Here is a 20999-nt window from a genome sequence, read left to right as displayed (position 1 = left end):
GTCGAGACGCGCCATCTCAGAGGCGCTTGACGGCCAGCGCCGCGGATTGGCCGGACAGTCCGCGGCCGATCGCGAGGGCGTAGCCGGATCGCAGTTCGCGTGCCACACCGGGCACCCAGTCCAGGTCGCACTCCGGGGCGGGCGACTCCAGGTTCAGCGTCGGCGGCACCGCGCGGTCGCGCAGTGCCGCGGCAGCCAGCGCGACATTCAAAGGTCCTGCGGCGGCGAGCAATTGGCCGACCGCCGGTTGCACACCGCTGGCCAGTACGGTGTCCGCGCCCGCGCCGAGCGCGGTCCGCAGTGCCCGCGCTTCCGCCGCGTCCGCGCGCGGGACGGCGGCGCCGTCGGCGGCGATATAGCCGACCTCGGACCCGTCGATCCCGGCCTCGCGCAGGGCGGACCGGACGGCGCCGGTCAGTCCGCCGCCGTCGCCCCAGATATCGCCCGGCGCAACGGGATCCAAACCGCCGGCGAAACCGACGATCTCCGCGTAGGGTTCGATGCCGCGTGCGAGGGCGGCGTCGTACTCCTCGAGGATCAGCATGCACGCGCCCTCACCGATCACCGATCCGCTCGCGTCCCGGTCGAACGGCCGCACCGCTCCCTCGTCGGCGCGGTCGGTGAGCAGGCCGAGACGGTCCAGCTTCGACATGCACCACCACGAGACGCCGTCGTCGAAGCCGCCCGCGACGGCGCGGGTGGTCTCACCGCGGGCAATGGCGCGATAGGCATTGCCGATGGCGCTGATCCCGGCGTCCCCGGCGCCGGACTGGAAGGCGCTCGGACCGGCGAAGCCGAATTCGTCGGACAGGAAGAACATTTCGGCCGACGGCAGGCGCTCCACGAAGAACAGCGGATACATGTCCGCCGCCGCACGTCCCAGCCGGGCGATATCGATGGTCCCGTCCGCGCTGCGCGCCGCCACCGTGGCATCGAGCACGTGGCGGGAATTGGAGATCTGGTTCTCGCTGGCTAGATAGACCCCGACCGTATCGTTGCCGGGCGTGTGCGGATAGATTCCCGCCTCGTCGGTGGCGAGCCGCACGGCGGCATGCGCCAGCTGGTTGGCCCGTGTCATGAGGCGCAGCGATTTACGGTTCCGCACAAAGGGTTTGGCATCGAGACCGGTGATCTCCGCACCCAGTCCGGTGCGCAGCGACGACGGGTCGTAGTGGGTGATGCGGCGCACCGCGCTGTCCCCGGCCAGCAGCGACTTCCAGGTCTGGGTGAATCCGAGGCCCAGGGGCGACACCACGCCGATGCCGCTGATCACAACGCGTTTCATGGGATTTCCTTCCCTCGACCCGAGTCGTGGGTCATGGTCAGCTCACGCGCGAGCACCACCACGGTGTCCGCGCAGGTGATCCGGCCGGAGAGCCGCGCCTGCGCGTCGTCGCGCACGCGAATCTCGGCCTCCAGCCGGAGCTGGTCGCCCGGGCGCACATAGTGGCGGAACTGCACCCGGCGGGCGCCGGTGAGTTGCCAGCGCCCACCGGCGGTCGCGGCCAGCAGGGTGCCGGACAGGTTCGCCAGCCCGTGCAGCAGCAGCACGCCGGGCAGTACCGGGAACCGCTGGAAGTGGGTGTCGAACACGGTCAGCGTGCTCGGCACATTCGCCACCGCGACCGCGCGGGTGCCGATGTGCAGGTCCACGATCCGGTCCAGGCACAGCCCGCCCGCCGCGGCGAGCTGGTCGGGTGGCACCCGCAGACCGGTGGCGGCGTCCCAGCGCGGTGCGGCGTGGATGGCGTCGATACTCACGGCGCCTCCAGCAGGAGCGAGGCATTGGTGCCGCCGAAGGCGAACGAATTCACCAGGGCGACCGACAGATCGGCCTTGCGGGCCTCGTTCGGCACATAGTCCAGATCCAGTTTGGGATCGGGTTCGGTGTAGTTGATCGTCGGCGACACCACGCCGTCGGCGAATCCGAACAGCGCCGCCAGCGCGTTCAGCGCGCCCGCGCCCGCGGTCAGGTGCCCGGTCATGGACTTGGGGGAAGTGACCAGTAACTCGTAGGCGTGCGATCCGAAAACCTTTTTGATGGCGGCAGTTTCGGAGATGTCGTTGCCCGGCGTGCTGGTCCCGTGCGCGTAGACGCAGTCGACCGCAGCGGGATCCACCCCGGCGTCGGCGATGGCCTTGGCCATGGCGGTAATGGAGCCGCCGCCGTCGGGGGGCGAATCGGTGATCCGGTAGGCGTTCATGGTGGACGCGTATCCGGTGATCCGCCCCAGGATGCGCGCGCCGCGCGCCTCGGCCACCCGCCGGTCCTCGAGCACCAGCAGTACCGAACCCTCGCCGAGCACGAAGCCGTCGCGATCCGCGTCGAACGGTTTGGAGGCCTTGGTGGGATTGTCGTTGTAGCGCTTGGTGAGCGCGCCGAGCAGAGTGAACCCGGAGACGTCCAACCAGGTGGTCAGGGCGTCCTGACCACCGGCGACGGCCATGGTGATCTCACCGGACTGGATGCGGCGGAACGCTTCCCCGAGTGCGTGCGTCGCCGATGCGCACGCGGTGCTGATCCCGCTGATGGGCCCCCGGCAGCCGCCCACCTCCGCAATGGCGGACAGGTCGACGCCCTGATCACAGCGCCACACGCTGTCCGGCTCGCGGCGATGGATGACCGCGCCGCTGGTGGTGCGGCGGGTGAGCCCGATATCGGCCAGTTCGGCGGGATCGGGGCGGCCGACGTGGCCGCCTACGAATACGCCCCGGTTCCACACCTCGTGCGGCTCGAGATCACCCGCCTGCGCCAGCGCCTCGGCGGCGGCGACCACGCCGAATCCGCCCGCCCGGCTGAGCAATTCCCATTGCTGGACGTCCAGCAGCTCCGGTGCGGGGGCGAAGTCGCGCACCATCCCGGCGATCTGGACCTCGAACGAGCCCGGATCGAAGGTCTCGATCCGCCCGACGCCGCTGCGACCCTGGGTCAGCGCCGACCAGGTGTCCGGGGCCGTATTGCCGACCGGGGTCACCGCGCCGATGCCCGTAATGACGACCTCGTTGTTCATAGTTGGTTCCCGCTTCGCAGTAGTTGCTCACGACCGCGCACCGCGTCGGCGTCCTCGAGCGTCTCGGCGTCGATGAGCGCGCACATGAGGTCCTCGACCTCGAGGACGACGCGGTCGCCGACGCGTAGCCGACCCGAGACCACGATGGTGTCGCCGGTGGCCTGGATCTCGGCCGCGGCGAGGACATCGTCGCCGGGGCTTACCGTCGAGCGCGCGGTCATGGCGCCCACCGACAGCAACACCGCCCGGTGTTTGCGCTCGGTGCTCAGGTAGACCAGCCAGGCCGCGCTCTGGGCGAGCACCTCGAGCTGGATGGGCAGCGGCATGTGGCTGCCGATATCATCTGTTGCCCAATATGTTTCGCTGGAGCTGGTGCGTTTGACCGCCTCGATCCGAGTCCAGGGCTCGACGAGGTCGATGCGGTCGACCAGGTGGAATCTCATGGCTCAGCTCGCTGCGGCGGCGGCATGCTGATCGACCATGTCGGCCAGGTTGCGCACGGTGAACAGGCTCATCACGTCCTCGGCGGCCAGTTTGCCGGTGAGTTCGGCCGGATCGATCTGGGGCATCACCTTTTCCAGCTGCGCCAGCCCGATATCGGAGACGACTCCGTCCTCGGTGCCGAACTGCTCGTCGGGAATGCCGCCCTGAATGCGCTCTCTCAGCTCGTTCGTCGTGATCTTGACGCCCAGGCGGCGCTCGATCCGGAACAGGATGTCGAGCAGATCGATCGACTCCGCGCCGACCTCCCCGAACAGGGTCGCATCGGCTTCGACCTCGTCGACATCCAAGGCGACGGCCTCGGCGACGATTTCACGGACGGCCTCGATGACACTGTTTTCGGACATGGTTGTTCCCTCATATCTGTGATCTGCGAAATTGCGCAGGAGAGCCGAGCCTGCATTGGCTGCGGTGCGAACTCCGTTGCACCCCCGTCGATTACGGGTGGCACACGGGTACAGATGCGCCCGCTGGTTAGCGGCGGGCGTTCTTCTTCAGTGGTTTGCCGAGCAGCAGGGTGCCCCCGCCCATGCCGTCGATCGGAATCAGGGCGCCGCTCAGGTGTGCGGTATGCGGCGCGGCGAGGAAGGGGACCAGTTCGGCGACCTCATCCACCGTGGTGGCGCCCGGTACGGGCACCTGGGAGATGATGCCGTCGCCGCCGCCGGCGCTGAGCACGTCGGCGATCATCTCGGTCTCCACGAAGCCGGGTAGCACGGCGTTAACTCGGATCCCGAATCTGGCGAACTCGAGCGCCGATGCCCGAGTGAAGGAGTTGATGGCCGCCTTGGAGGCGGCATAGCCGGAGGCGCCGAGCCAGGCCCGTTCGCCCATGACCGAGGAGACATTCACAATGGCCGCACCGTCCTGCCGCGCGAGCGCGACGCTGGCGGCGCGGGTGCCGTTGAAAACGCCTCCGAAATTGACACGCATGACATCGAGCCAATCGCTTTCCGTCATCTGCATGATCAGTTGATTGCGGGTGATGCCCGAATTGTTAACAAGGATGTCGAGGCGTCCGGCATTCGCCAGGGTCTCCGCGACGACCGCTTCGGCTTCGTCGTAGGAGGAGATATCACCTCGTATTGCGATGGCCTTTCCGCCGTCACGTTCGATGTCCGCGACGACTTCCTGTGCGGCCGCTTCGCCGCGAAAATAGTGGACGGCGACGAATGCGCCTTCCGAGGCCAGTCGGCGGCAAATCGCGCGACCGATCCCACCTGATCCGCCGGTTACCAATGCGGCCCGGCCGGAGTGAGTTGCTGACATGTGATCCCTCCCCGGGGTCAGCTACGGAAAGGTGGCACAGTACGGATCGGACGATCGCATCCACACTTTCCGAAACCGATGATCCAGTGCGAATGAAGGTGCTACAACTAGATAAAACGTGACGCTCGTCACAATAATCCGGTTCGAACGGTCGCTGAATTCTCAAGCGCTACTTGGCATCTCATTGTTCCCCCGGATGTGATCGTGCAGGTAGCCGACATATTCGGGGGCAGGCCGCCCCGCGTCGCGAATGCCGTGGTCGCGCGCCCGCAAGCGGGTATTGAGAAGTCTCGCGACATCTGAAATTCACCGATTCGTATCAATGGGGATTAATTGGTCGGTCGTACGACTTGTTTTCGAATACGAGATTCTTCGCAAAGAGAAGTACAGACCAGATGGCATTATTTGAGGTGCATGACATGACACATGAATGTGTTGTCCGCGCGGCGGCGGTCGGCTCAATTCGAGCTTGCAATTGAACAACCGCCGTCGAGCGCGCATAATCGCCACCGGGGGGCGGGTCTCGATGTCGCGACGAATTGCCCCCCTGTGCCGTGCGGCCGTCGGCCGACGAAGTTTCTGATACCCGTAGTATCGGTTGGAGTATCGACATGCCATCGACATCGTTTTTGTTTCCCGGGCAGGGTTCGCAGCGCGTCGGGATGGGACGTGATCTGCGCGACAGTTATCCGGAAATCGTATCGCCGTTGTTCCGCACCGCCGACGACATTCTCGGATTCGAGTTGTCGCAATTGTGCTGGGCCGGACCGGAGGATCGCCTGGAGCGCACCGACATCACCCAACCGGCGATCTTCGTCGCCAGCCTGGCCGCGCACCGAGTGCTAGCCGAAATGTTGCCAGAGCCGGTGGTGGCCGGGCACAGTCTGGGCGAGTACACCGCGCTGGTTGCCGCGGGCGTGCTCGAGTGGACCGACGCCCTCACCCTGGTGCGGCGGCGGGGCATACTCATGGCGGAGGTCAACGAGTCCACCCCTGGGGCCATGGCCGCCGCGCTCGGACTGCCCGGCGCCGAGGTCGAGCGGATCTGCGCGGCGGTCCGCGCCGACACCGGCGCGGTGGTGGAGGTCGCGAACTTCAATGCCGACGATCAGACCGTGGTGTCCGGCAGCGTGGCCGGGGTCACGGAATTCACCTCCCGCGCAACCGCACTCGGTCTGCCCGAGGTGAAGGTGAAGCGGCTCAAGGTCGGCGCGCCGTTCCACAGTTCGATGATGGCCGCGGTCGAGGCCGAGTTCGCCACGGAGCTCGCCCGGGTCCGGTTCGCCGATCCGGTGATTCCGGTGATCGTGAATGTCACCGCGCGGCCGGTGCGGACGGGGGAGGAGGCGCGGGCCGCGCTGCGGGCGCAACTCGCCGGATCCGTGCGCTGGAGTGAATCCCTGCGCACGGTCCGCGAATTCGGCGTCGACGCCTTCGTCGAGGTGGGCCCGGGGCGGGTGCTCACCGGGCTGTGCAAGCGGGCCTATCCGGAGATCGCGAGCTACTCGGCGGGGGAGGCGCGGCGGATCCAGGCGATCGTCGCCGAGCTCGGTGCGGTGCCCGCCGCCGAGGCGGTGTGATCAGCGGCGCTGCTCGATGCGATCCCAGAATTCGACGGCCAGTGATTCGTAGCGAATGCCGAATTCGAGCACGAGCAGTTCATTGGCGTCACTGTCCGGATCGCGGGACAGCGAATTGTGTGCGTTCTGATAGCGATCCAAGCGTTGCTGATGTGCGAGTTTCTCGCCATCGGCCACCTTGGCGACGTCCTGCGGCGAGGTGAGACTGCCGAAATACAGTTTGAGCAAACCACTGTCGCGCAGCTCGTGCGTCGGCGAGTCCGCGCCGCAGGAGAGCCATTCTTCCAGTTCTGCCCTGCCGAGATCGGTGATACTATAGATCCGTCGTCGGCGTCCCGTGGGCTCCTGATATCCGGACAGCAACTTCTTCTCGGTGAGACGCTCTGGCTCAGCGTAGATTTGGGAGTGCAGGAAGGACCAGAAGAAGCCGATCGATCGGTCCACATGTTTCTTGATATCGAACGGTGTGCATGGTCCCGTACGTGCCACCAAACTGAGGACCAAATATGATGTCGGGCTGAGCTTTAGATTCGACAAAGCAGCTCACTCCTCTTATATCGGATAGCGGCGTATGGATTTCGGGGCGTCGCTTATGACGGCGCGCCACGCCGGTCGCTACTCGAGCGGCGCGGCCCCGCCCCGGATGGTGTGAAATTCGTTCGAGTACTGAGAAAATCACATACTCCGCTATCCGGGTCTCATCCTGTGGGCCGGGCTATACATTTCGGACTGTGGGGCTGTCAACGCGCGACAGCACTGCTCGAGTGGCGACGACACGCCACTCGGGGGAGGGGTTCTCCGCTCCGTTTGCTTCGGCGGGAGCGTGTCGGAAGCGGTTGCAGCACAACAAGATTCGTGTTGTCCGGCACCCGGGCCGTCAGGACCGGAGCAAGTCGCCCAGGGTTTCGCCGGCCATCTCGAGGACACCGGGCCGGTGCCCATTGGCCACCATATTGACAACCAGTCCGTCGACGCCGTGCGCCAGGACCTGATCGGAGATCTGCTGCGCCACTTCCTTGGGCGAGCCGATGAACAGCTTGCCGTCCATGGAGGCGCGCACTCGGCCGACCTTGGCCGGATCGCCGACCCGGGCGGCGAACATCTCGTCCACGACCTGGTGCGCGCGTTCGGAACTCTCGTCCATGGCCACGAAGGCGAGGTAGCTGACATCGAGGGTGGAGCGCTCGCGATCGGCCTCTTCACACCGCTGCCGCAGTGCCTCGAGTTTGCGCGGCAGGTCCACCGCGTCGCAGCCGATGCTGAGGTGATCGGCGTAGCGGGCAGCGAGCGCGAAGGTCTTCTTTTCGCCCTGGCCGCCGAGCATGATGGGCAGATCATTGCGCATGCGGGGCTCATTGATGGCGTTCGAGACCCGATAGTGTTTTCCGTCGAAACTCGGGCGGGTGCCGCGCAGCATCGGGGTGATGATTTGCAGCGCCTCGTCGAGTTTCTCGAAGCGATCGGTGAAGGTGCCGAATTCGTAGCCGTAGGAGAGGTGTTCGAGTTCGAACCAGCCCGCGCCGATACCGAGCATGGCGCGGCCCCGGCTGATGACATCGAGGGTGGTGACGGTCTTGGCGAGCAAGGCGGGATTGCGATAGGTATTGCCGGTCACCAGGGTGGACAGTTGCAGTTTCTCGGTGCTGGCGGCAATTCCGCCGAGTGTCGTGTACGCCTCGAGCGTCGGGCCGAACGGCGGGCCGAATCGCTGATAGAAGTGGTCGGTCAGGAATAGTGTGTCGAAGCCGGATCGCTCGGCCTCCCGAGCCTGGGCGACAACGGCCGGGAAGATCTCGTCGACGGCGGCGCCGAAATTGAAGTCGGGCATCTGGTATCCGAGGCGGACGATGGCTCGCCCAGCTGCGTGTGTCATCTCTGCTCCCAATGTCTTATGAATCGGCGGTCGTATCCTGCGAATTCAGACGTCTCTGCGATGGAGGGCGCGGCGCGCCAGGGCCAATACGCTCAGCGTGACGGCGACGACGATCGCCAGCCGCGGCCAGCCGCCGAGTGCGCCGATGAGTTCCGGTGCGGCATCCGCGCTTTGCGACAGTTTTCCGACCACCGCACTCGGCGCCTGAATGGTCGCCAGTTTGTGCAATTCTCCGAATGCCGTGGCGGAGGCCGCTTCCGGCAAAACCACGTGCGCGCTCACCGCGGCCACGGCACCGGCGGAACTGCGCAGCAGGAAGCCGAGCGCCAGGCCGAACAGCGCGACCGCGGGAAAGACGGCCACAATGCCGAGCAGTCCCGGAAACGGTTCACCGGCAGCGTATTTGGATCCATCGATGGCCAGCACGCCGACCAGATAGGTGAGGGTCGTGGCCAGCGCGCCCACGAGGGTGCTGATGCCGCCCGTGACAAGGACCTTGGCCGCGAAGAGGGCATCTCGTTGCGGTGTCGCCGCGAGCACCGATCGAATGGTGCCCGAGGTGTATTCGGTCGACATGACCAGCGCGCCCCACGCCCCGATGAGCGCGATGGGCAATGTCATTGCGGTGAAGGCCCCGCCGATGACCGTATCGGTGGTTTCGAGGCTGTTGGACAGGCCCACGACCCCCGCCGTCAGCGGGCCGATCAGCAAGGCCAGCGTCGGCAGCAGCCAGAGCGCCCGGGAGGACCGGATCTTGATCAGCTCGGAGGCGGCCTGGCAGCGGATCACGGCCCAGGTCGGCGCGGACGGGGTCGCGGTGGTGGTGGTCTTTGTTGTCGTGGCGGGCGCGGTGGTGGTCATGCCGACTCCTGGAGTACTTCGCGGTCCTGGAAGGTGTGCTGGCCGGAGACCAGCTGGGTGAAGACCTCTTCGACCGATGCGTTGATCGGCGTCAGTTCGTCGAGGGCGATGCCGCGCTCCGCGGCGGCCCGCCAGATCTCACGGGACGGGATACCGCGCACGGTGGCGGTGTCACCGCGGATCTCCATGCGGTCGCCGAGGAGCTGCGCCAGCGCCGTGAGATCGCTGCCGCGCACCCGCACGCGCGGTTCGGCATTGCGCGCCACGAAATCGGCGGTGGGCTCGTCGGCGACAATGGTGCCGCGGCTGATGACGAGCAGATGGTCGGCGACCAGTTCGGTCTCGCTCATCATGTGGCTGGACAGCAGTACTGTTCGGCCCTCGTCGGCCATGGCGCGCAGGGTCTGGCGGATCCAGCGAATGCCCTCGGTGTCCAGGCCGTTGACGGGTTCGTCCAGAATGAGCACCGACGGATCGCCGAGCAGCGCCGCGGCGACGCCCAGGCGCTGCCGCATGCCGAGGGAGAAGCCCTTGACGCGCATATCCCCGACATCGGACAGGCCGACCCGGTCGAGCACCTCGTCGACACGGCGGCGCGGAATGCCATTGCTGGCCGCCAGGAATGCCAGATGGTTGGCGGCGGTGCGGGAGGGCAGCACATCACCGGCATCGAGCAGCGCGCCGACGGTGTGCAGGGGGTAGGTGAGGTCGCTGTAGCGGCGGCCGACCAGGCTGACCTCGCCCGATGTCGGGGTGTCCAGGCCGAGCATGAGCCGCATGGTGGTCGATTTTCCCGAGCCGTTCGGCCCGAGAAACCCGGTGACTCGGCCGAGTTCGACAGTGAAGGTGAGATCTTCGATGGCCCGAGTCTTGCCGTAGTACTTGGTCAAGCTGCGTGCTTCGATCATGCATCCGATCGTATTTTTCGGAGCATTGAGCCACATCCATCGTCAGAGCCAAGTTTCGGAGTAGTCCCTGAGAGGGACCCGCCGATCCGCACCGCCCGCGCTCACGCGATTACTGTGTGTCACAGGGTGGTACGAGTCCGTGACGCCGCAGTGTGTCTGCGCCGTCCGAGCAGGAGGGGTCGATTCCGTTGCCGGAGAACGAGGTCCACGACGCATCGGCGAACGTCCGCGTCCTGATCGCCGACGATCAGGAACTGGTCCGCGAGGGTCTGGCCGTCCTGCTGGACACCCAACCCGATATCGAAGTGGTGGGCCAGGCCGCCGACGGCCGCCAGGCCATCCGCGAAACCGAGCGCCACGAACCCGATGTCGTCCTCATGGACGTCCGCATGCCCGTCTGCGACGGCATCGAAGCCACCCGCGCCATTACCGCCGCGGGCCCCACCAAGGTCATCGTCCTGACCACCTTCGACCTCGACGCCTACGTCTACGCCGCCCTGCGCGCCGGAGCCTCCGGCTTCCTCCTCAAGGAATCCTCCGCCCAATCCCTCGGCGACGCCGTCCGCATAGTGGCCACCGGCGAAGCCCTCCTGGCCCCCTCCGTAACCCGCCGCCTCCTCTCCGAATTCGCCCGCCAGGACCGCCCCGCCCCCTCCGCCGAAAAACCCGCCGACCTCACCACCCGCGAAACCGAGGTCCTGGTCCTCATAGCCCGCGGCCTCTCCAACGCCGAAATAGCCCGCGAAATGATGATCTCCGAGCAAACCGTCAAAACCCACGTAGGCCGCATCCTGGACAAACTCCAACTCCGCGACCGCACCCAAGCCGCCATCTACGCCTACGAAACCCGCCTGGTCAACCCCCGCTGACCCGTTTCGGGCACCGGCTGCGTGGTGTCAGTCCTGGCGGTCGGGGAGATCAGAGCAGACCTTCACGTACGGGATGCTCGGGTCGACCAGGGTGCGCCATTCTTCGAGGCTCATGTTCGATCCGAGCTTGGCGCACAGCGCCGCGGGATCGGGCTCGTACATGGGCCAGAACCGAACCGTGCCATCACGACTCGCGGACAGCAACCGCGTGCCGTCGATGCTGAAGACGAGACTGGTCACCGGCGCCGCGTGACCGACGAGTGGGTCACCGATCGATTCCCTGGTTGTGGTGTCCCACAAACGGACCGTGCTGTCCATTCCGGCCGAGGCGGCGATCCTTCCGGTCGGGTCGAAGGCGACGGCGAAGACCGTGTCCGCGTGTCCGGTGAAGGACGTGCCGATTTGATTCCGCGTGTTCGCATCCCATATCCGTACGGTCCGATCGACACCACCGGAGAGAATGCGCTGTCCATCGGGGCTGAAGGTCAGGCTCGACACCGTTTCGGTATTCCCGGTGAGCGACGGCACGGCAGGTTGGCGCGTATCCACATCCCACAGCCGAATAGTCATGTCTTGGCCGGTGGATGCGAATTGTCTGCCGTCCGGTCGGAAGGAGACCGCGAGAACGCTTCCCGTGTGGTCCGAGATCGGTTCGCCGATGGGATTGCCGTTACCTCGGTCCCACAGGCGCACCGTTTTGTCGGTACTCCCTGACACGAGCCGACTCCCGTCCGGGCTGAACGCCAGAGTCATGACGGCGCCGGTATGGCCGCGAAGGGGCTCGCCGATGCTCTGCCCGGTTGCCATATCCCAGAAGCGAATCAAGCCTTCCGCATCGCCTGCGGCGATGCGAGTGCTATCGGGAGTGATCGCGACGCTGATGATGTCCGTGGTCCCTCCGATGATCGGTGCGCCGATCGCTTTGCCGGTGGTCGCGTCCCAAATGCGAATGGCGTGGTCATTGCCGACAGAGACGATGCGAGCGCCGGAGCGATCGAGGGCGATGTTGTTCACCCAGCCTGTGTGCCCTGTCAGAGGAAGATCGGTGGCGTCCCAGATCCGAACGGTGCCGTCCTGGCCACCGGATACGATGCGGCTGCCATCGGGGCTGAAAGCAACCGCCCAGACAACGTCGGTATGGCCGTCGAACGATTCGCTGATCTGCGCTCCGGAGGCGGCGTCCCACACCCGCACCGAGGTGTCATCGCTTCCCGAAACGATGCGGGTTCCGTCCGGGCTGAATGCCACCGTGTCAACGGAGTTGCTGTGGCCCTTTATCGGCATGCCGACGAGAGCTCCGGTGGAGGTGTTCCATACCCGTAGAGTGCCGTCCTGACTCCCCGAAACCACACTGTCTCCGGCTGGGCTGAACGCCACGCTCATGGCATACATCGAGTGGCCCGTGAGCGGAGCGCCGACCGGTTGGCCGGTATCTGCGTCCCACAAGCGAACGGAATTGTCCGCACTGGCCGAGGCGATCCGATGTCCGTCCGGGCTGAATGCGACACTCCACACCGATCCGCGGTGACCGGTCAAGGGAGTGCCGATCTGGAGGCCGGTCTCGAGATCCCAGATGCGCGGCGTCACTTCGATGCCGCTGGATACGATGCGCCGTCCGTCCGGGCTGACCGCGACGGACAAGACGGTTTTGGGGTCGGCATGGATAGGTTCGCCGACCGCGAAACCTGTACGCGCATACCATATCCGGACGGTCCCGTCGACACCGCCGGTGACGATCCGACTGCCATCGCGAGTGACCACGATTCCGGTGATCGCGCCGGTGTGGCCGGTCCAGGGTTCGCCGAGTGGCCGTCCCGTTCGGGCGTTCCAGCGTCGAATCAGCCCATCCTTGCCTCCGGACAGGACAGTGGTGCCGTCTGGAGTAAAGGCTACCGCCGCAACCATTTCCGTCGTGTCGGCGACGGACAGCAACCGCCGCCGGTCGTGACGCGTGGCGATAATTGCATTGTCGGTCGCCGAGCCGGGCGCGAGCGCTTGCGCGGCCAGCACCAGCCGGATGGCCGTCGCGTCACCGCCTGCAGCGGTTCCATTGAGCAACTCGGAACTTTGTGTGAGCAGCCGCTGTGCGACCGCCTCCCGGTGTCGCGCCTCGGCATCGTTTCGCGCATTGACGACGGTAGAGGTGATGACGATGCCAACGACGATCGCCAGGAGAAGCGCTGTATTGGCAGCCACCAGGGCCCAATTCAATCGGGTCCGTGTCTTTTCGATTGCTTCGGAGAGATCTGCCGCGCCATCGATCGTCTTGCGGTAGCCCTGGGGCCGGGCTGCTTCGGCCGCAGCGCGATCGTCTGCGGCGACCACCACGCGGAGTTTGTGCCGATGTGCGGCTTGCAGTTTCTCCGGGATACCACTGACGCCGACGAGGGTAGTGCCGTCCATGGCCGCGGTTACCGCGCATTTGGCGTCGAGCTTCTTCGGGCGCAGCAGGCGAAGTCTCGGGTGCCGGGGCGCAAGATCGTCCAAGGCCACCGCGAGGGCCGCACCCAAGGAGCCGCCGACAATCGAATTGCAAGGATCGCCATCCATGGCGACGACCGACCACACCACACAGACGCCCATGCCCGCCAAGCGACTGGTCTCCCACGCCGCACGCATGCTTTCCGGAACCGAGCCGTCGGCCTGCAGGAAGCTCATGACCGCCGGATCGGGATGCAGTCCGCTCGGACCCTTCTTCAGTAGGTGGAGCCGCAGCAAGCCTGCGGCTCCCCGGCCGTCTTGTTTCCGCTCGGCGAAAAGGACACGGGCGGTCGCGGATCGGGCTCGCTTGGGACGGGCACCGGCAAGTTCGAGGGCGAGCATGACGACATAACCACGGGCTGGTTCGGACTCCTGAGCCAACAAGTGGGCGACGATCTCCTGCAGGCGTTTGTTGCCCACGAGCGCGGGTGAATCCGCCGCCAGAAGCGGCACATCGGCGGAGATCAACCCGGATTCGGCGGCGTGGACGAGAATTTCCCGACATGCGGACTCGGGGTCTCCAATGCCTGTGATGCCCGCCGACAATGCCAAGATCGCCTGTGCCGCAGAGAGATCAGGGATGGTCCTCCCGCGGATCGGTGTCTTCCGTCGGTTCGTGGACTCATTGAATGCCGCGTACTCGGGTCGGTCCGGTGCCGCGAGTTCGGTCACGGCATCTGGTCCCTGCGCAATGGCATTGCGGCACAGGGTCAACCAGAGTTGGTGTCGGCCTGTCAGCTTGTCGCGAAGAAACGCCGTGTCGATGTCACCGCCGGCGGGCCTCTCAGGATCGGCCATCACTGCCCAGCCTCGATTGCCGCGCGGATCGGATCGGACAGGGCGAGGGCTGCCGCGGCTTGGTCCCATGTCAGAGCGAGAACGGCGGTGGAATGGCTGACCGCGTAGGTGACTGCCGCGGAATCCTCCACCTGGATCCCGGATACGCTGACGAACTCTACGAGTGTCAGGTCAGCCCAGTATATTTCTGCGGACGTATCGAGGTATCCGACGAGAGTTCCCTCCGCCGCGTTCTCGATCAGCAGCAGGAGCAGATCCCGATGGTCACCGCGATCGGCGCGTAAATGGCACACCTCGCCCACCTTCACACCGGCCCTTCGCATCTCGACTCGAACCCGGGTGCGTCCGCGATCGGTGAGCGCGCACTCGAGAACGACACCGAGGCGCGCATCCTCGTATCTGCGGCGAGGCAGGTCCGAACTGGCGGCCTTCGCCTCGTGGTGCGTGGAATGTTGCCAGAGCATCCGATCGACGCGGTAGCGCGGTCACCGTCGCGGTGCGTTCGTCGCTGTCACCGGATACGACAGTGCAGGTTGGTGATTGGCGTGTAGCCAGAACTTGGGTGGCTTCCGTCGAGACGGGTGCACCCCGGCGCTCGGCTTCCCGGGCGGCGAGTTCGGCGAGCTCGTGTACGGCCTCGTCATGGTTCTCCGAGTGCTCATTCGGGGTGTCACCCACAGTCTGGGACTGTGTCAGGGACGCCATCCGGCGAGCCTGCGCTGCGGCTATCGTCCCCGGAGGGGCACTCAGAATGCGTGCGGCTTCCGCGGAGACGGGTACGCCGCGACGCTCGGCTTCGCGCGCGGCGAGTTCGGCGAGTTCGCGTACAGCCTCCTCGTACTCGTGCGGTGATTCGTTGGTGAAGGGGCCCATGTTCGTCGACATCAGGCGCCTTCCTGATTGCCCTCGGTCGGTGGTATATGCGCCTGTATCAGAAGAAAATCGGCATACTCGCCGATCTTGCTGGAAAGGTCGACGGCATCGAGTTCGGCCGCGCGGTCACTGAGGCTGTGCAGCCACCCTGCCCGAGTTCGAAGCGGTGCACGCTCATCCTTCTGGATGAACTCGAATATCTTCCATTGCTGGTCGACATCGTGTCGCCGACGTTCCTCGGCGCGGTTGGCGTCTGCGGTCGAGGTCGAACGCCGGGCGACAGCCCAGGCTGCTGCGGCGGCGACGAACGCGCCGGAGATTGTGCAGATTCCAGTGAAAGTCAGCGACGCATACCACGCAGGATTCGTGCATGCGCTGACCAGAAGGCCGGGCATGCGTGCATCCTTACACCTTGAATCATGCACGGTGCGGCGTACGAGCAAACCAATCGTATGCGCTTGATAACCCTGGGCTGCAACGTAATTTGCTTGACACTGTTATGAACTGGACGCCCGCGCAAATTCGACATTGGGCTGGAACTCGAGAGGTCTGTGATGTCCATGAGTAGGTTCTCCCGTGCCGTCTCCTGCGGGGTTGTCAGTGCCGCAGCGGTTTTCGTGCTCGCGCCGACGGCTCCGGCGGATCCGCCGGAGTGGGAGGTGCCCAAATCCTGTTCCGGGGTCTTCTTGACCAGTGACGGGTCGGCCGAGGTCGAATCCTGCGTCTATCGGTACGAGGGGAAGCTGGTGGCGTATGGCAGCCTGACCGTTAAGACCGGTGGGTCGACCATCGACAACTGCACTATGGTGGTGAAGGTGATCGACAAGGACGCGTATACGACCGTGGCGAACGAGGAAGTCGCGAGCAGCGGGGCCATGCCCTGTTTCAATGGCAGCTATCCGTCGCCGCCGCTGCGGATCGACGCGGCAGCGGTCGTGGCCGGGCATCGGTATGCCAGTTATACCGAGATCACCAAGGACGGCAATGGCCTGATCCGGATCTACAGCCCCGATTTCGTGGCGTAGTTCGGGCATCGCCGATTCCTTCGGGGCGCGGTTCGGGTCTACCTGTCATGAGCATTCCCACCACCATGCGCGCCCTGGAGCAGACCTCTTTCGACGGCCCGCAGGATATGCGCCTGATCAGCGATGCGGCGGTGCCGGTGCCGGTGCCGGGTCGGGGCGAGGTTCTGATTCGCGTCACTGCGGCAGGGGTCAACTTCGCCGATGTGTCGAAGGCCCACGGGCGATTCCGGGGTGGTCCGCGGCCGCCGTATCTGGCGGGGTTCGAGGCGGCGGGGGAGGTCGTCGCGGTAGGGGAGGCGGTGCGCGAACCAGCGCCGGGTGCGCTTGTGATCGGTGTCGGTGACGGGGCTTTCGCTGAGTATTGGGTGCTGCCCGCGGCCGCGGCGGTGCCGGTGCCCGCGGGGTGGGAGGCGGCGCAGGCGCTCGGCATGGTCGTGAATTGGCCTACCGCGCTGGCCGAGCTCAGGCCGCTGGGCGGCCTCGTAGCGGGGGAGACCGTGCTCATCCAGGCCGCGGCGGGTGCGACCGGGCAGGCGGCGGTGCGGATGGCCAAGCATTACGGTGCGACGGTCATTGCCGCCGCGTCGCCGGATAAGCACGAGACGGTGCGGGCGCTGGGTGCTGACCACGTTGTGAATTCGCTCGAGGACGGTCTCGCCGACGAGGTGTTGCGGTTGACCGGCGGGGCCGGGGCCGATCTGGTGCTGGAGTCGGCGGGCGGGGCCGGGTTGGCCGCGAGCGTGGCCGCGGCCAGACCGGTCACGGGGCGGGTCGTGGTCTTCGGTCTGGCGGGCGGTGAGGCCGCGATCACCAACTGGGAGTTGGTGTACGAGCATCAGGTTCACCTCGTCGGGCTCAATATCGGTGTGCTGATGCGGTCGGCTCCGGACATGTTCGGACAGCTCATGGGGGAGATGGGTGCGCTCATCGCGACCGGCGTGCTGCCGCCGGGACAGCCCACCGCCTACGCACTGGCCGACGGTCCGAAGGCCTTGGCGGAGCTGGACTCCAGGGCCACCGTCGGCAAACTGGCCCTGCTGCCCGCCTAGGCTCGGGGTATGACCTCGCAGTCGCAGTCGCAGTCGCAGTCGCAGTCGCAGTCGCAGGCGGTGCCGGATCGGGACGGGTTCGGCGAGACCGAGCGGTTTCGCCGGGAGTTGCTGGCGCACTGCTATCGCATGGTCGGCTCGGCGCACGATGCCGAGGATCTGGTGCAGGAGACCTATCTGCGGGCGTGGCGTTCCTACGCCGGGTTCGAAGGCCGCGCATCGATTCGGACCTGGCTCTACACGATCGCCACCAATGTGTGCCTCACGGCCTTGGAGTCGCGCCGCATCCGAGTGCTGCCCTCCGGGCTGGGCGGTCCGTACGACGGGCCCGATCGTGCACCGAATCCTCTTGTGCAGGGGACGGTTTCGTGGCTGGAGCCGCTGCCGGACGCGTGGATCGCCCCGGCCGACGACGATCCGGCCGCCGTGGCGGTCACCCGGGAATCGGTGCGGCTGGCCCTCATCGCGAGCCTGCAACACCTGCCCGCCCGCCAGCGCGCGATTCTCCTGCTGCGCGAGGTGATGGCGTTCTCCGCACCCGAGACCGCGGCAATCCTCGGCACCACCACCGCGGCGGTCAAGAGCGGATTGCAGCGCGCCCGCGCCAAACTCGACGAGCTCGATCCCAAGCCCGAAAAACCGCTCGAGCCAACCGATCCGCGCGCCCGCGCACTGCTCGACGGCTACATCGCCGCATTCGAACGCGCCGACGCCACACTGCTGGAACAGGTCCTGCGCACCGACGCCACCCTGGAGGCGACACCGTTCCGGGACTGGCAGGCGGGCCGTTCGATGTGCATCCGGATGCTCGCGGCCCACGTGCTCGGCGCAGCGAGCGACTGGCGCATGATCCCCACCATCGCCAACGGCCAGCCCGCCGCCGCCGTATACCACCGCGACGCGACCGGCGCCCTCCGCGCGACCGGCATCGTGGTCCTGGAACCCACACCGACCGGCGTGTCCCGCATTGTCGCCTTTCACGACGACCCCACGCTGGTCACGACATTCGGCTTCCCGGGCGCTCACCCGAACTTCGTGCCAGGATCCCAGGATGCGTGACGGAATCTGCTCGAAATGCTCCGCGCCCACGGTCCACGCCGCCCAGAACGGCCTGCGGCTCGGTGAAGATTCACACGCCGTCCTCATGCCACACACCGGCCCCGGCTTTCGCGGCATCCTCCAGGGTCACAACACCACCGGTCTGTGGCAGTTCGCCTGCACCACTTGCGGATACCTGGAGATGTACGTACTCGACGCCGCCGCGATCGGATTCATTCAGCAGCGCTGGACACCGGTGCCGCGCGCACCGCAGTGAGGCCGCGGCAATTCGATGGCGGTGTGTGCCGGGCGCCCGGTTCCCGCGGGCGCGGCGGTGAGGCCGCGCAGGGTGGCATTGCGTCTTTCGAGGGCAGCCGCAGTCGTGGGGAAAAGCGCCGCATCGCCCGCGCCGACCAGCGCCTGGTTCATTTCGACGAATCCACGCAGGTCGCGCTCGTAGGCGGCGAAGGTGGCGGCGTGGTCGCGATGGGTCGCCAGCGCGCAGGCGAGCACATGCGCGCCGACGAGGGCGAGGCTGGATCCCTGCCCGGTCAGGAAGGACAGGGCGTAGGCGGCATCGCCGACGAGCGCGATCCGCCCGCTGGACCAGCGCGGCATACGAACCTGGCTCACCGTGTCGAAGAACGGGTCGCTCGCGCGGCGCATGGCGGCGACCACGGCCGGGATTTCCCAGCCGTCATCGGCGAAAGTGGTTGTGAAGAGGTCGCGGAAGGCCCCGGGATCGCGGAGGACGTCGTAGTGCGGTTCGGGGTGCGCGAAGGCGAGAAGTGCGTGCACCTCGTCGCTGTCTCCGGCGGCGTAGAGCGCCGCAGCCCTGCCGGGTCTGTTCCAGACGGTCACCTCACGGGAGAGCCCGAAGATGTCGGGCATGGTGAACAGAGCGAAGCAGTACCCGAGATGGTGGCGGAACAGCTGCTCGGGGCCGAATACGAGTTCCCTTGTGCGCGAGTGCATCCCATCCGCGCCGAGGACCAGATCGAAGCTGCGCCGCGCTCCGCTGCGGAAGGCGACGTCGACACCGTGCTCATGCTCGGTGAGCGTGTCGACGGAGTCGTCGAATACGAACTCCACGTCGTCGCGGACCGCCTAGAACAGCACTTCCGTCAACTCCCCGCGCGGCACCTCGATATCACGCCCCTGCACGCCGCCGGAGACCGTGTGCGGCGAAAGCGCCACCGCCACACTGCCATCGGCTTCGAGGAAGGTCATCCGGCGCGATTCGATATGCGCCTCCCGAAGCCGCGGCAGGATCCCCATACGCCGGGCCACCTCCACCGCGGCGCCGCGCACATCGATGGGGTACCCACCGCCGCGCACTCCCTCGGCCTTCTCCAGCACCGTCACCGCGAAGCCGAACCGGTGCAGCCAGTAGGCCACGGCCGGTCCCGCGATGCTCGCACCGGAAACCAGGACTCTGTTATGCGACACGAGAGAACCGCCCCGCCGAGTGGCGGCCGCGCCGGGTGCCCCGCACGAGCGCGAGAGCGGGCGCCGCGGCGATCGCGAACGCGCCGGAAGCCATTGCGATATAGGTGAATACACCCGTGGCCGAGTTCGCCGTCGCACCGTCGACGACGACGGCGGTCGACTCCAGTACGGCCGCGCCCGCGAAGTTCAGCACCACCGAGCCGATCGAGACCATCACCATGACCAGGCTCGACACAATGCCCTGGCGTTCGGCGGGCGCCAGGCTCTCGGCCATATTGAAGCCGGACGTCCCGAGCGAACCCACCGTGACACCCAGCAGGAACGCGAAGCAGAGCGCGGCGGGCAGCCGCGCGGCCCCGAGGAACATCCCCACGCTCACCGCGGTTCCGAGCAGGATCGTCCCGGCCAATGTCCGGGCCGGTCCGATGCGCCCATCGAGCCATCCGGCCGCCGGACCGCCGAGCATGACCCCGAGTCCCGGCGCCGCGAGCAACAGGGCCACCGAGCCCTGGTCGGCCAGTCCGTACCCGAGTCCCTGATCGGCGGAGACGTCACCGATGAGCGGGAGGAGTTGCAACATGCTCTGATACGAACCGGCCCCGAGGAATACGACGAGCAGCGTGAGCATCAAGGGCCCACCGAGGTTCCTGACGTCGATCAGGGGGTCGGGCTTGCGGCTCGACACCAGAAACCACCGGGCCAGCGCCGCGCCGCCGCCGATGAGCAGAGCCATCGGTCCGGCCGCGAGCCAGCCGAGGACCGAGCCCAGGCTGAGGTAACCGAGCACCCCGGCGAGACCTCCGCCGAGGAGCAGCGCGCCGCCGACGTCGATCGTGCCCGGCGTCGTGCTCGGGGATTCGGGAATGACGAAGCGTACGCAGATCGCCATGGCGACGGCGACGAAAGTCGATGCGAGGAAAAGGATCTGGAAGCCGTACTCGGTCGCCAGCCGCTCGACGAGGAACCGGGGTGCGATATTGAGCACCGCGGAACCCGAGGTCACGATGCCCACGATGATCATCGCGATTCGGGGTGCGCACACACCTCGCACGATCGCGACGGAGAGGAACATGGCGGCCAGCGCCGCCCCCTGGAGCATGAGGCCCGGAATGAATATCCAGATGCTCGGGGCGACCGCGCACAGCAGCGCGCCCGCACCGCTGAGTAGCAGGGTCAGGACGAGCACCCGGCGCTTGCCGTAGATGTCGGCGCTCTTGCCGAGCAGCGGCGCCCACAGCACGCCCGCCAGCATGGCGGTGGCATTGAGCCACGCCGCCTCGTCGGTACCGAAATGGTCGAGCATGGCCGGAAGGACGAGCAGCGGCGCGGTGATCGCCGAGTCGACCACGAAGTTCACCATGGCCAGGACCGCCACCAGGACGATGAGCTGCCCGTTCCATCTCGTATGCGGTCC

22 protein-coding genes are annotated in these 20999 nt (G+C 66.5%); 6 read left to right on the top strand and 16 right to left on the bottom strand.

Going from position 1 to position 20999, the window contains the following annotated elements; all coding sequences use genetic code 11:
* Positions 1-16: 16 nt before the first annotated feature.
* From NC4_RS15280 to NC4_RS15255, 6 genes are all read right to left on the bottom strand, one after another.
* On the bottom strand, positions 17-1285 hold the full coding sequence (locus tag NC4_RS15280) for a beta-ketoacyl-[acyl-carrier-protein] synthase family protein (RefSeq protein ID WP_067538177.1): 1269 nt from the start codon (positions 1283-1285) through the stop codon (positions 17-19).
* On the bottom strand, positions 1282-1761 hold the full coding sequence (locus NC4_RS15275; protein WP_084529153.1) for a 3-hydroxyacyl-ACP dehydratase FabZ family protein: 480 nt from the start codon (positions 1759-1761) through the stop codon (positions 1282-1284). Before NC4_RS15275 ends, NC4_RS15280 begins: the two co-directional genes overlap by 4 nt.
* Complete coding sequence (locus NC4_RS15270; RefSeq protein WP_067538172.1) at positions 1758-3011, bottom strand: beta-ketoacyl-[acyl-carrier-protein] synthase family protein; 1254 nt, start codon at positions 3009-3011, stop codon at positions 1758-1760. Before NC4_RS15270 ends, NC4_RS15275 begins: the two co-directional genes overlap by 4 nt.
* Complete coding sequence (locus NC4_RS15265) at positions 3008-3454, bottom strand: hotdog family protein (protein ID WP_067538165.1); 447 nt, start codon at positions 3452-3454, stop codon at positions 3008-3010. Before NC4_RS15265 ends, NC4_RS15270 begins: the two co-directional genes overlap by 4 nt.
* Before the next feature lie 3 nt (positions 3455-3457).
* Positions 3458-3859: an acyl carrier protein gene (locus NC4_RS15260; protein ID WP_067538160.1), complete on the bottom strand. Its 402-nt coding sequence runs from the start codon at positions 3857-3859 to the stop codon at positions 3458-3460.
* Between the two features lie 127 nt (positions 3860-3986).
* On the bottom strand, positions 3987-4781 hold the full coding sequence (locus NC4_RS15255) for an SDR family NAD(P)-dependent oxidoreductase (RefSeq protein ID WP_067538159.1): 795 nt from the start codon (positions 4779-4781) through the stop codon (positions 3987-3989).
* Between the two features lie 611 nt (positions 4782-5392).
* Between NC4_RS15255 and fabD the strand changes: the two genes are divergently transcribed.
* Positions 5393-6361: an ACP S-malonyltransferase gene (gene fabD / locus NC4_RS15250; protein WP_067538155.1), complete on the top strand. Its 969-nt coding sequence runs from the start codon at positions 5393-5395 to the stop codon at positions 6359-6361.
* Here the strand turns inward: fabD and NC4_RS15245 are convergent, their stop codons facing one another.
* The 4 genes from NC4_RS15245 to NC4_RS15230 form a co-directional block, all read right to left on the bottom strand.
* Positions 6362-6850, bottom strand: coding sequence for a PadR family transcriptional regulator (locus tag NC4_RS15245; protein ID WP_281186298.1), 489 nt, complete (start codon positions 6848-6850; stop codon positions 6362-6364).
* Between the two features lie 388 nt (positions 6851-7238).
* Positions 7239-8234, bottom strand: coding sequence for an LLM class F420-dependent oxidoreductase (locus tag NC4_RS15240; RefSeq protein WP_067538146.1), 996 nt, complete (start codon positions 8232-8234; stop codon positions 7239-7241).
* Between the two features lie 45 nt (positions 8235-8279).
* Positions 8280-9095, bottom strand: a complete 816-nt coding sequence (locus NC4_RS15235) for an ABC transporter permease (protein WP_084529147.1) — start codon at positions 9093-9095, stop codon at positions 8280-8282.
* Positions 9092-10003 (bottom strand): ATP-binding cassette domain-containing protein, encoded by a 912-nt coding sequence (locus NC4_RS15230; protein ID WP_067538695.1) that lies wholly within the window; start codon positions 10001-10003, stop codon positions 9092-9094. The genes NC4_RS15235 and NC4_RS15230 overlap by 4 nt, the downstream gene beginning before the upstream one ends.
* 188 nt (positions 10004-10191) lie before the next feature.
* Here NC4_RS15230 and NC4_RS15225 point away from each other — a divergent pair, with 188 nt between their 5' ends.
* On the top strand, positions 10192-10872 hold the full coding sequence (locus NC4_RS15225; protein ID WP_067538142.1) for a response regulator: 681 nt from the start codon (positions 10192-10194) through the stop codon (positions 10870-10872).
* 27 nt (positions 10873-10899) lie between these two features.
* Here the strand turns inward: NC4_RS15225 and NC4_RS15220 are convergent, their stop codons facing one another.
* The 3 genes from NC4_RS15220 to NC4_RS15205 all read right to left on the bottom strand — a co-directional run bounded on the left by NC4_RS15220 (position 10900) and on the right by NC4_RS15205 (position 15419).
* The gene (locus tag NC4_RS15220; RefSeq protein ID WP_067538139.1) at positions 10900-14151 is read right to left on the bottom strand and encodes a WD40 repeat domain-containing protein; all 3252 of its coding nucleotides are present in this window, start codon (positions 14149-14151) and stop codon (positions 10900-10902) included.
* The gene (locus NC4_RS15215; protein WP_157554755.1) at positions 14151-14459 is read right to left on the bottom strand and encodes a hypothetical protein; all 309 of its coding nucleotides are present in this window, start codon (positions 14457-14459) and stop codon (positions 14151-14153) included. Before NC4_RS15215 ends, NC4_RS15220 begins: the two co-directional genes overlap by 1 nt.
* 576 nt (positions 14460-15035) lie before the next feature.
* Positions 15036-15419 (bottom strand): hypothetical protein, encoded by a 384-nt coding sequence (locus tag NC4_RS15205; RefSeq protein WP_067538131.1) that lies wholly within the window; start codon positions 15417-15419, stop codon positions 15036-15038.
* 165 nt (positions 15420-15584) lie between these two features.
* On the opposite strand from NC4_RS15205, the gene NC4_RS15200 reads away from it, so the two are divergent.
* Genes NC4_RS15200 through NC4_RS15185 form a run of 4 tightly spaced genes read left to right on the top strand, consistent with a single transcriptional unit; the run spans position 15585 to position 18413 of the window.
* The gene (locus tag NC4_RS15200; protein ID WP_157554753.1) at positions 15585-16049 is read left to right on the top strand and encodes a hypothetical protein; all 465 of its coding nucleotides are present in this window, start codon (positions 15585-15587) and stop codon (positions 16047-16049) included.
* Between the two features lie 47 nt (positions 16050-16096).
* Positions 16097-17098 (top strand): zinc-binding dehydrogenase, encoded by a 1002-nt coding sequence (locus NC4_RS15195; protein ID WP_067538127.1) that lies wholly within the window; start codon positions 16097-16099, stop codon positions 17096-17098.
* 9 nt (positions 17099-17107) lie between these two features.
* Positions 17108-18157, top strand: coding sequence for a sigma-70 family RNA polymerase sigma factor (locus tag NC4_RS15190; protein ID WP_067538124.1), 1050 nt, complete (start codon positions 17108-17110; stop codon positions 18155-18157).
* A complete protein-coding gene (locus tag NC4_RS15185; protein WP_067538121.1) occupies positions 18150-18413 on the top strand; it encodes a hypothetical protein in 264 nt (87 codons plus the stop codon). Before NC4_RS15190 ends, NC4_RS15185 begins: the two co-directional genes overlap by 8 nt.
* Here NC4_RS15185 and NC4_RS15180 read toward each other — a convergent pair.
* The 3 genes from NC4_RS15180 to NC4_RS15175 all read right to left on the bottom strand — a co-directional run.
* Entirely contained in the window at positions 18374-19228 is an 855-nt protein-coding gene (locus NC4_RS15180) for an FAD-dependent monooxygenase (protein ID WP_218021156.1), read from the bottom strand. The two genes, NC4_RS15185 and NC4_RS15180, sit on opposite strands and share 40 nt — an antisense overlap.
* Before the next feature lie 15 nt (positions 19229-19243).
* Positions 19244-19585, bottom strand: coding sequence for a Rossmann-fold NAD(P)-binding domain-containing protein (locus NC4_RS41620; protein ID WP_218021149.1), 342 nt, complete (start codon positions 19583-19585; stop codon positions 19244-19246).
* Positions 19575-20999: MFS transporter (locus NC4_RS15175; RefSeq protein WP_218021147.1), on the bottom strand; the 1425-nt coding region annotated here is incomplete at its 5' end. The genes NC4_RS15175 and NC4_RS41620, both read right to left, overlap by 11 nt.

It is taken from the genome of Nocardia crassostreae, assembly GCF_001613405.1.
Classification (GTDB): Bacteria; Actinomycetota; Actinomycetes; order Mycobacteriales; family Mycobacteriaceae; genus Nocardia; species Nocardia crassostreae.
The sequence above is the reverse complement of the archived record's forward strand: the minus strand, read 5'-3'. Positions and strand labels throughout refer to the sequence as shown.

What these genes read in the sequence shown, in the direction of transcription:
- NC4_RS15280 (WP_067538177.1), bottom strand. Translation starts at nt 1,285, where the DNA reads ATGAAACGCGTTGTGATCAGCGGCATCGGCGTGGTGTCGCCCCTGGGC.
- NC4_RS15270 (WP_067538172.1), bottom strand. Translation starts at nt 3,011, where the DNA reads ATGAACAACGAGGTCGTCATTACGGGCATCGGCGCGGTGACCCCGGTC.
- NC4_RS15265 (WP_067538165.1), bottom strand. Translation starts at nt 3,454, where the DNA reads ATGAGATTCCACCTGGTCGACCGCATCGACCTCGTCGAGCCCTGGACT.
- NC4_RS15260 (WP_067538160.1), bottom strand. Translation starts at nt 3,859, where the DNA reads ATGTCCGAAAACAGTGTCATCGAGGCCGTCCGTGAAATCGTCGCCGAG.
- NC4_RS15255 (WP_067538159.1), bottom strand. Translation starts at nt 4,781, where the DNA reads ATGTCAGCAACTCACTCCGGCCGGGCCGCATTGGTAACCGGCGGATCA.
- fabD (WP_067538155.1), top strand. Translation starts at nt 5,393, where the DNA reads ATGCCATCGACATCGTTTTTGTTTCCCGGGCAGGGTTCGCAGCGCGTC.
- NC4_RS15240 (WP_067538146.1), bottom strand. Translation starts at nt 8,234, where the DNA reads ATGACACACGCAGCTGGGCGAGCCATCGTCCGCCTCGGATACCAGATG.
- NC4_RS15235 (WP_084529147.1), bottom strand. Translation starts at nt 9,095, where the DNA reads ATGACCACCACCGCGCCCGCCACGACAACAAAGACCACCACCACCGCG.
- NC4_RS15230 (WP_067538695.1), bottom strand. Translation starts at nt 10,003, where the DNA reads ATGATCGAAGCACGCAGCTTGACCAAGTACTACGGCAAGACTCGGGCC.
- NC4_RS15220 (WP_067538139.1), bottom strand. Translation starts at nt 14,151, where the DNA reads ATGGCCGATCCTGAGAGGCCCGCCGGCGGTGACATCGACACGGCGTTT.
- NC4_RS15205 (WP_067538131.1), bottom strand. Translation starts at nt 15,419, where the DNA reads ATGCCCGGCCTTCTGGTCAGCGCATGCACGAATCCTGCGTGGTATGCG.
- NC4_RS15200 (WP_157554753.1), top strand. Translation starts at nt 15,585, where the DNA reads ATGAGTAGGTTCTCCCGTGCCGTCTCCTGCGGGGTTGTCAGTGCCGCA.
- NC4_RS15195 (WP_067538127.1), top strand. Translation starts at nt 16,097, where the DNA reads ATGAGCATTCCCACCACCATGCGCGCCCTGGAGCAGACCTCTTTCGAC.
- NC4_RS15190 (WP_067538124.1), top strand. Translation starts at nt 17,108, where the DNA reads ATGACCTCGCAGTCGCAGTCGCAGTCGCAGTCGCAGTCGCAGTCGCAG.
- NC4_RS15185 (WP_067538121.1), top strand. Translation starts at nt 18,150, where the DNA reads ATGCGTGACGGAATCTGCTCGAAATGCTCCGCGCCCACGGTCCACGCC.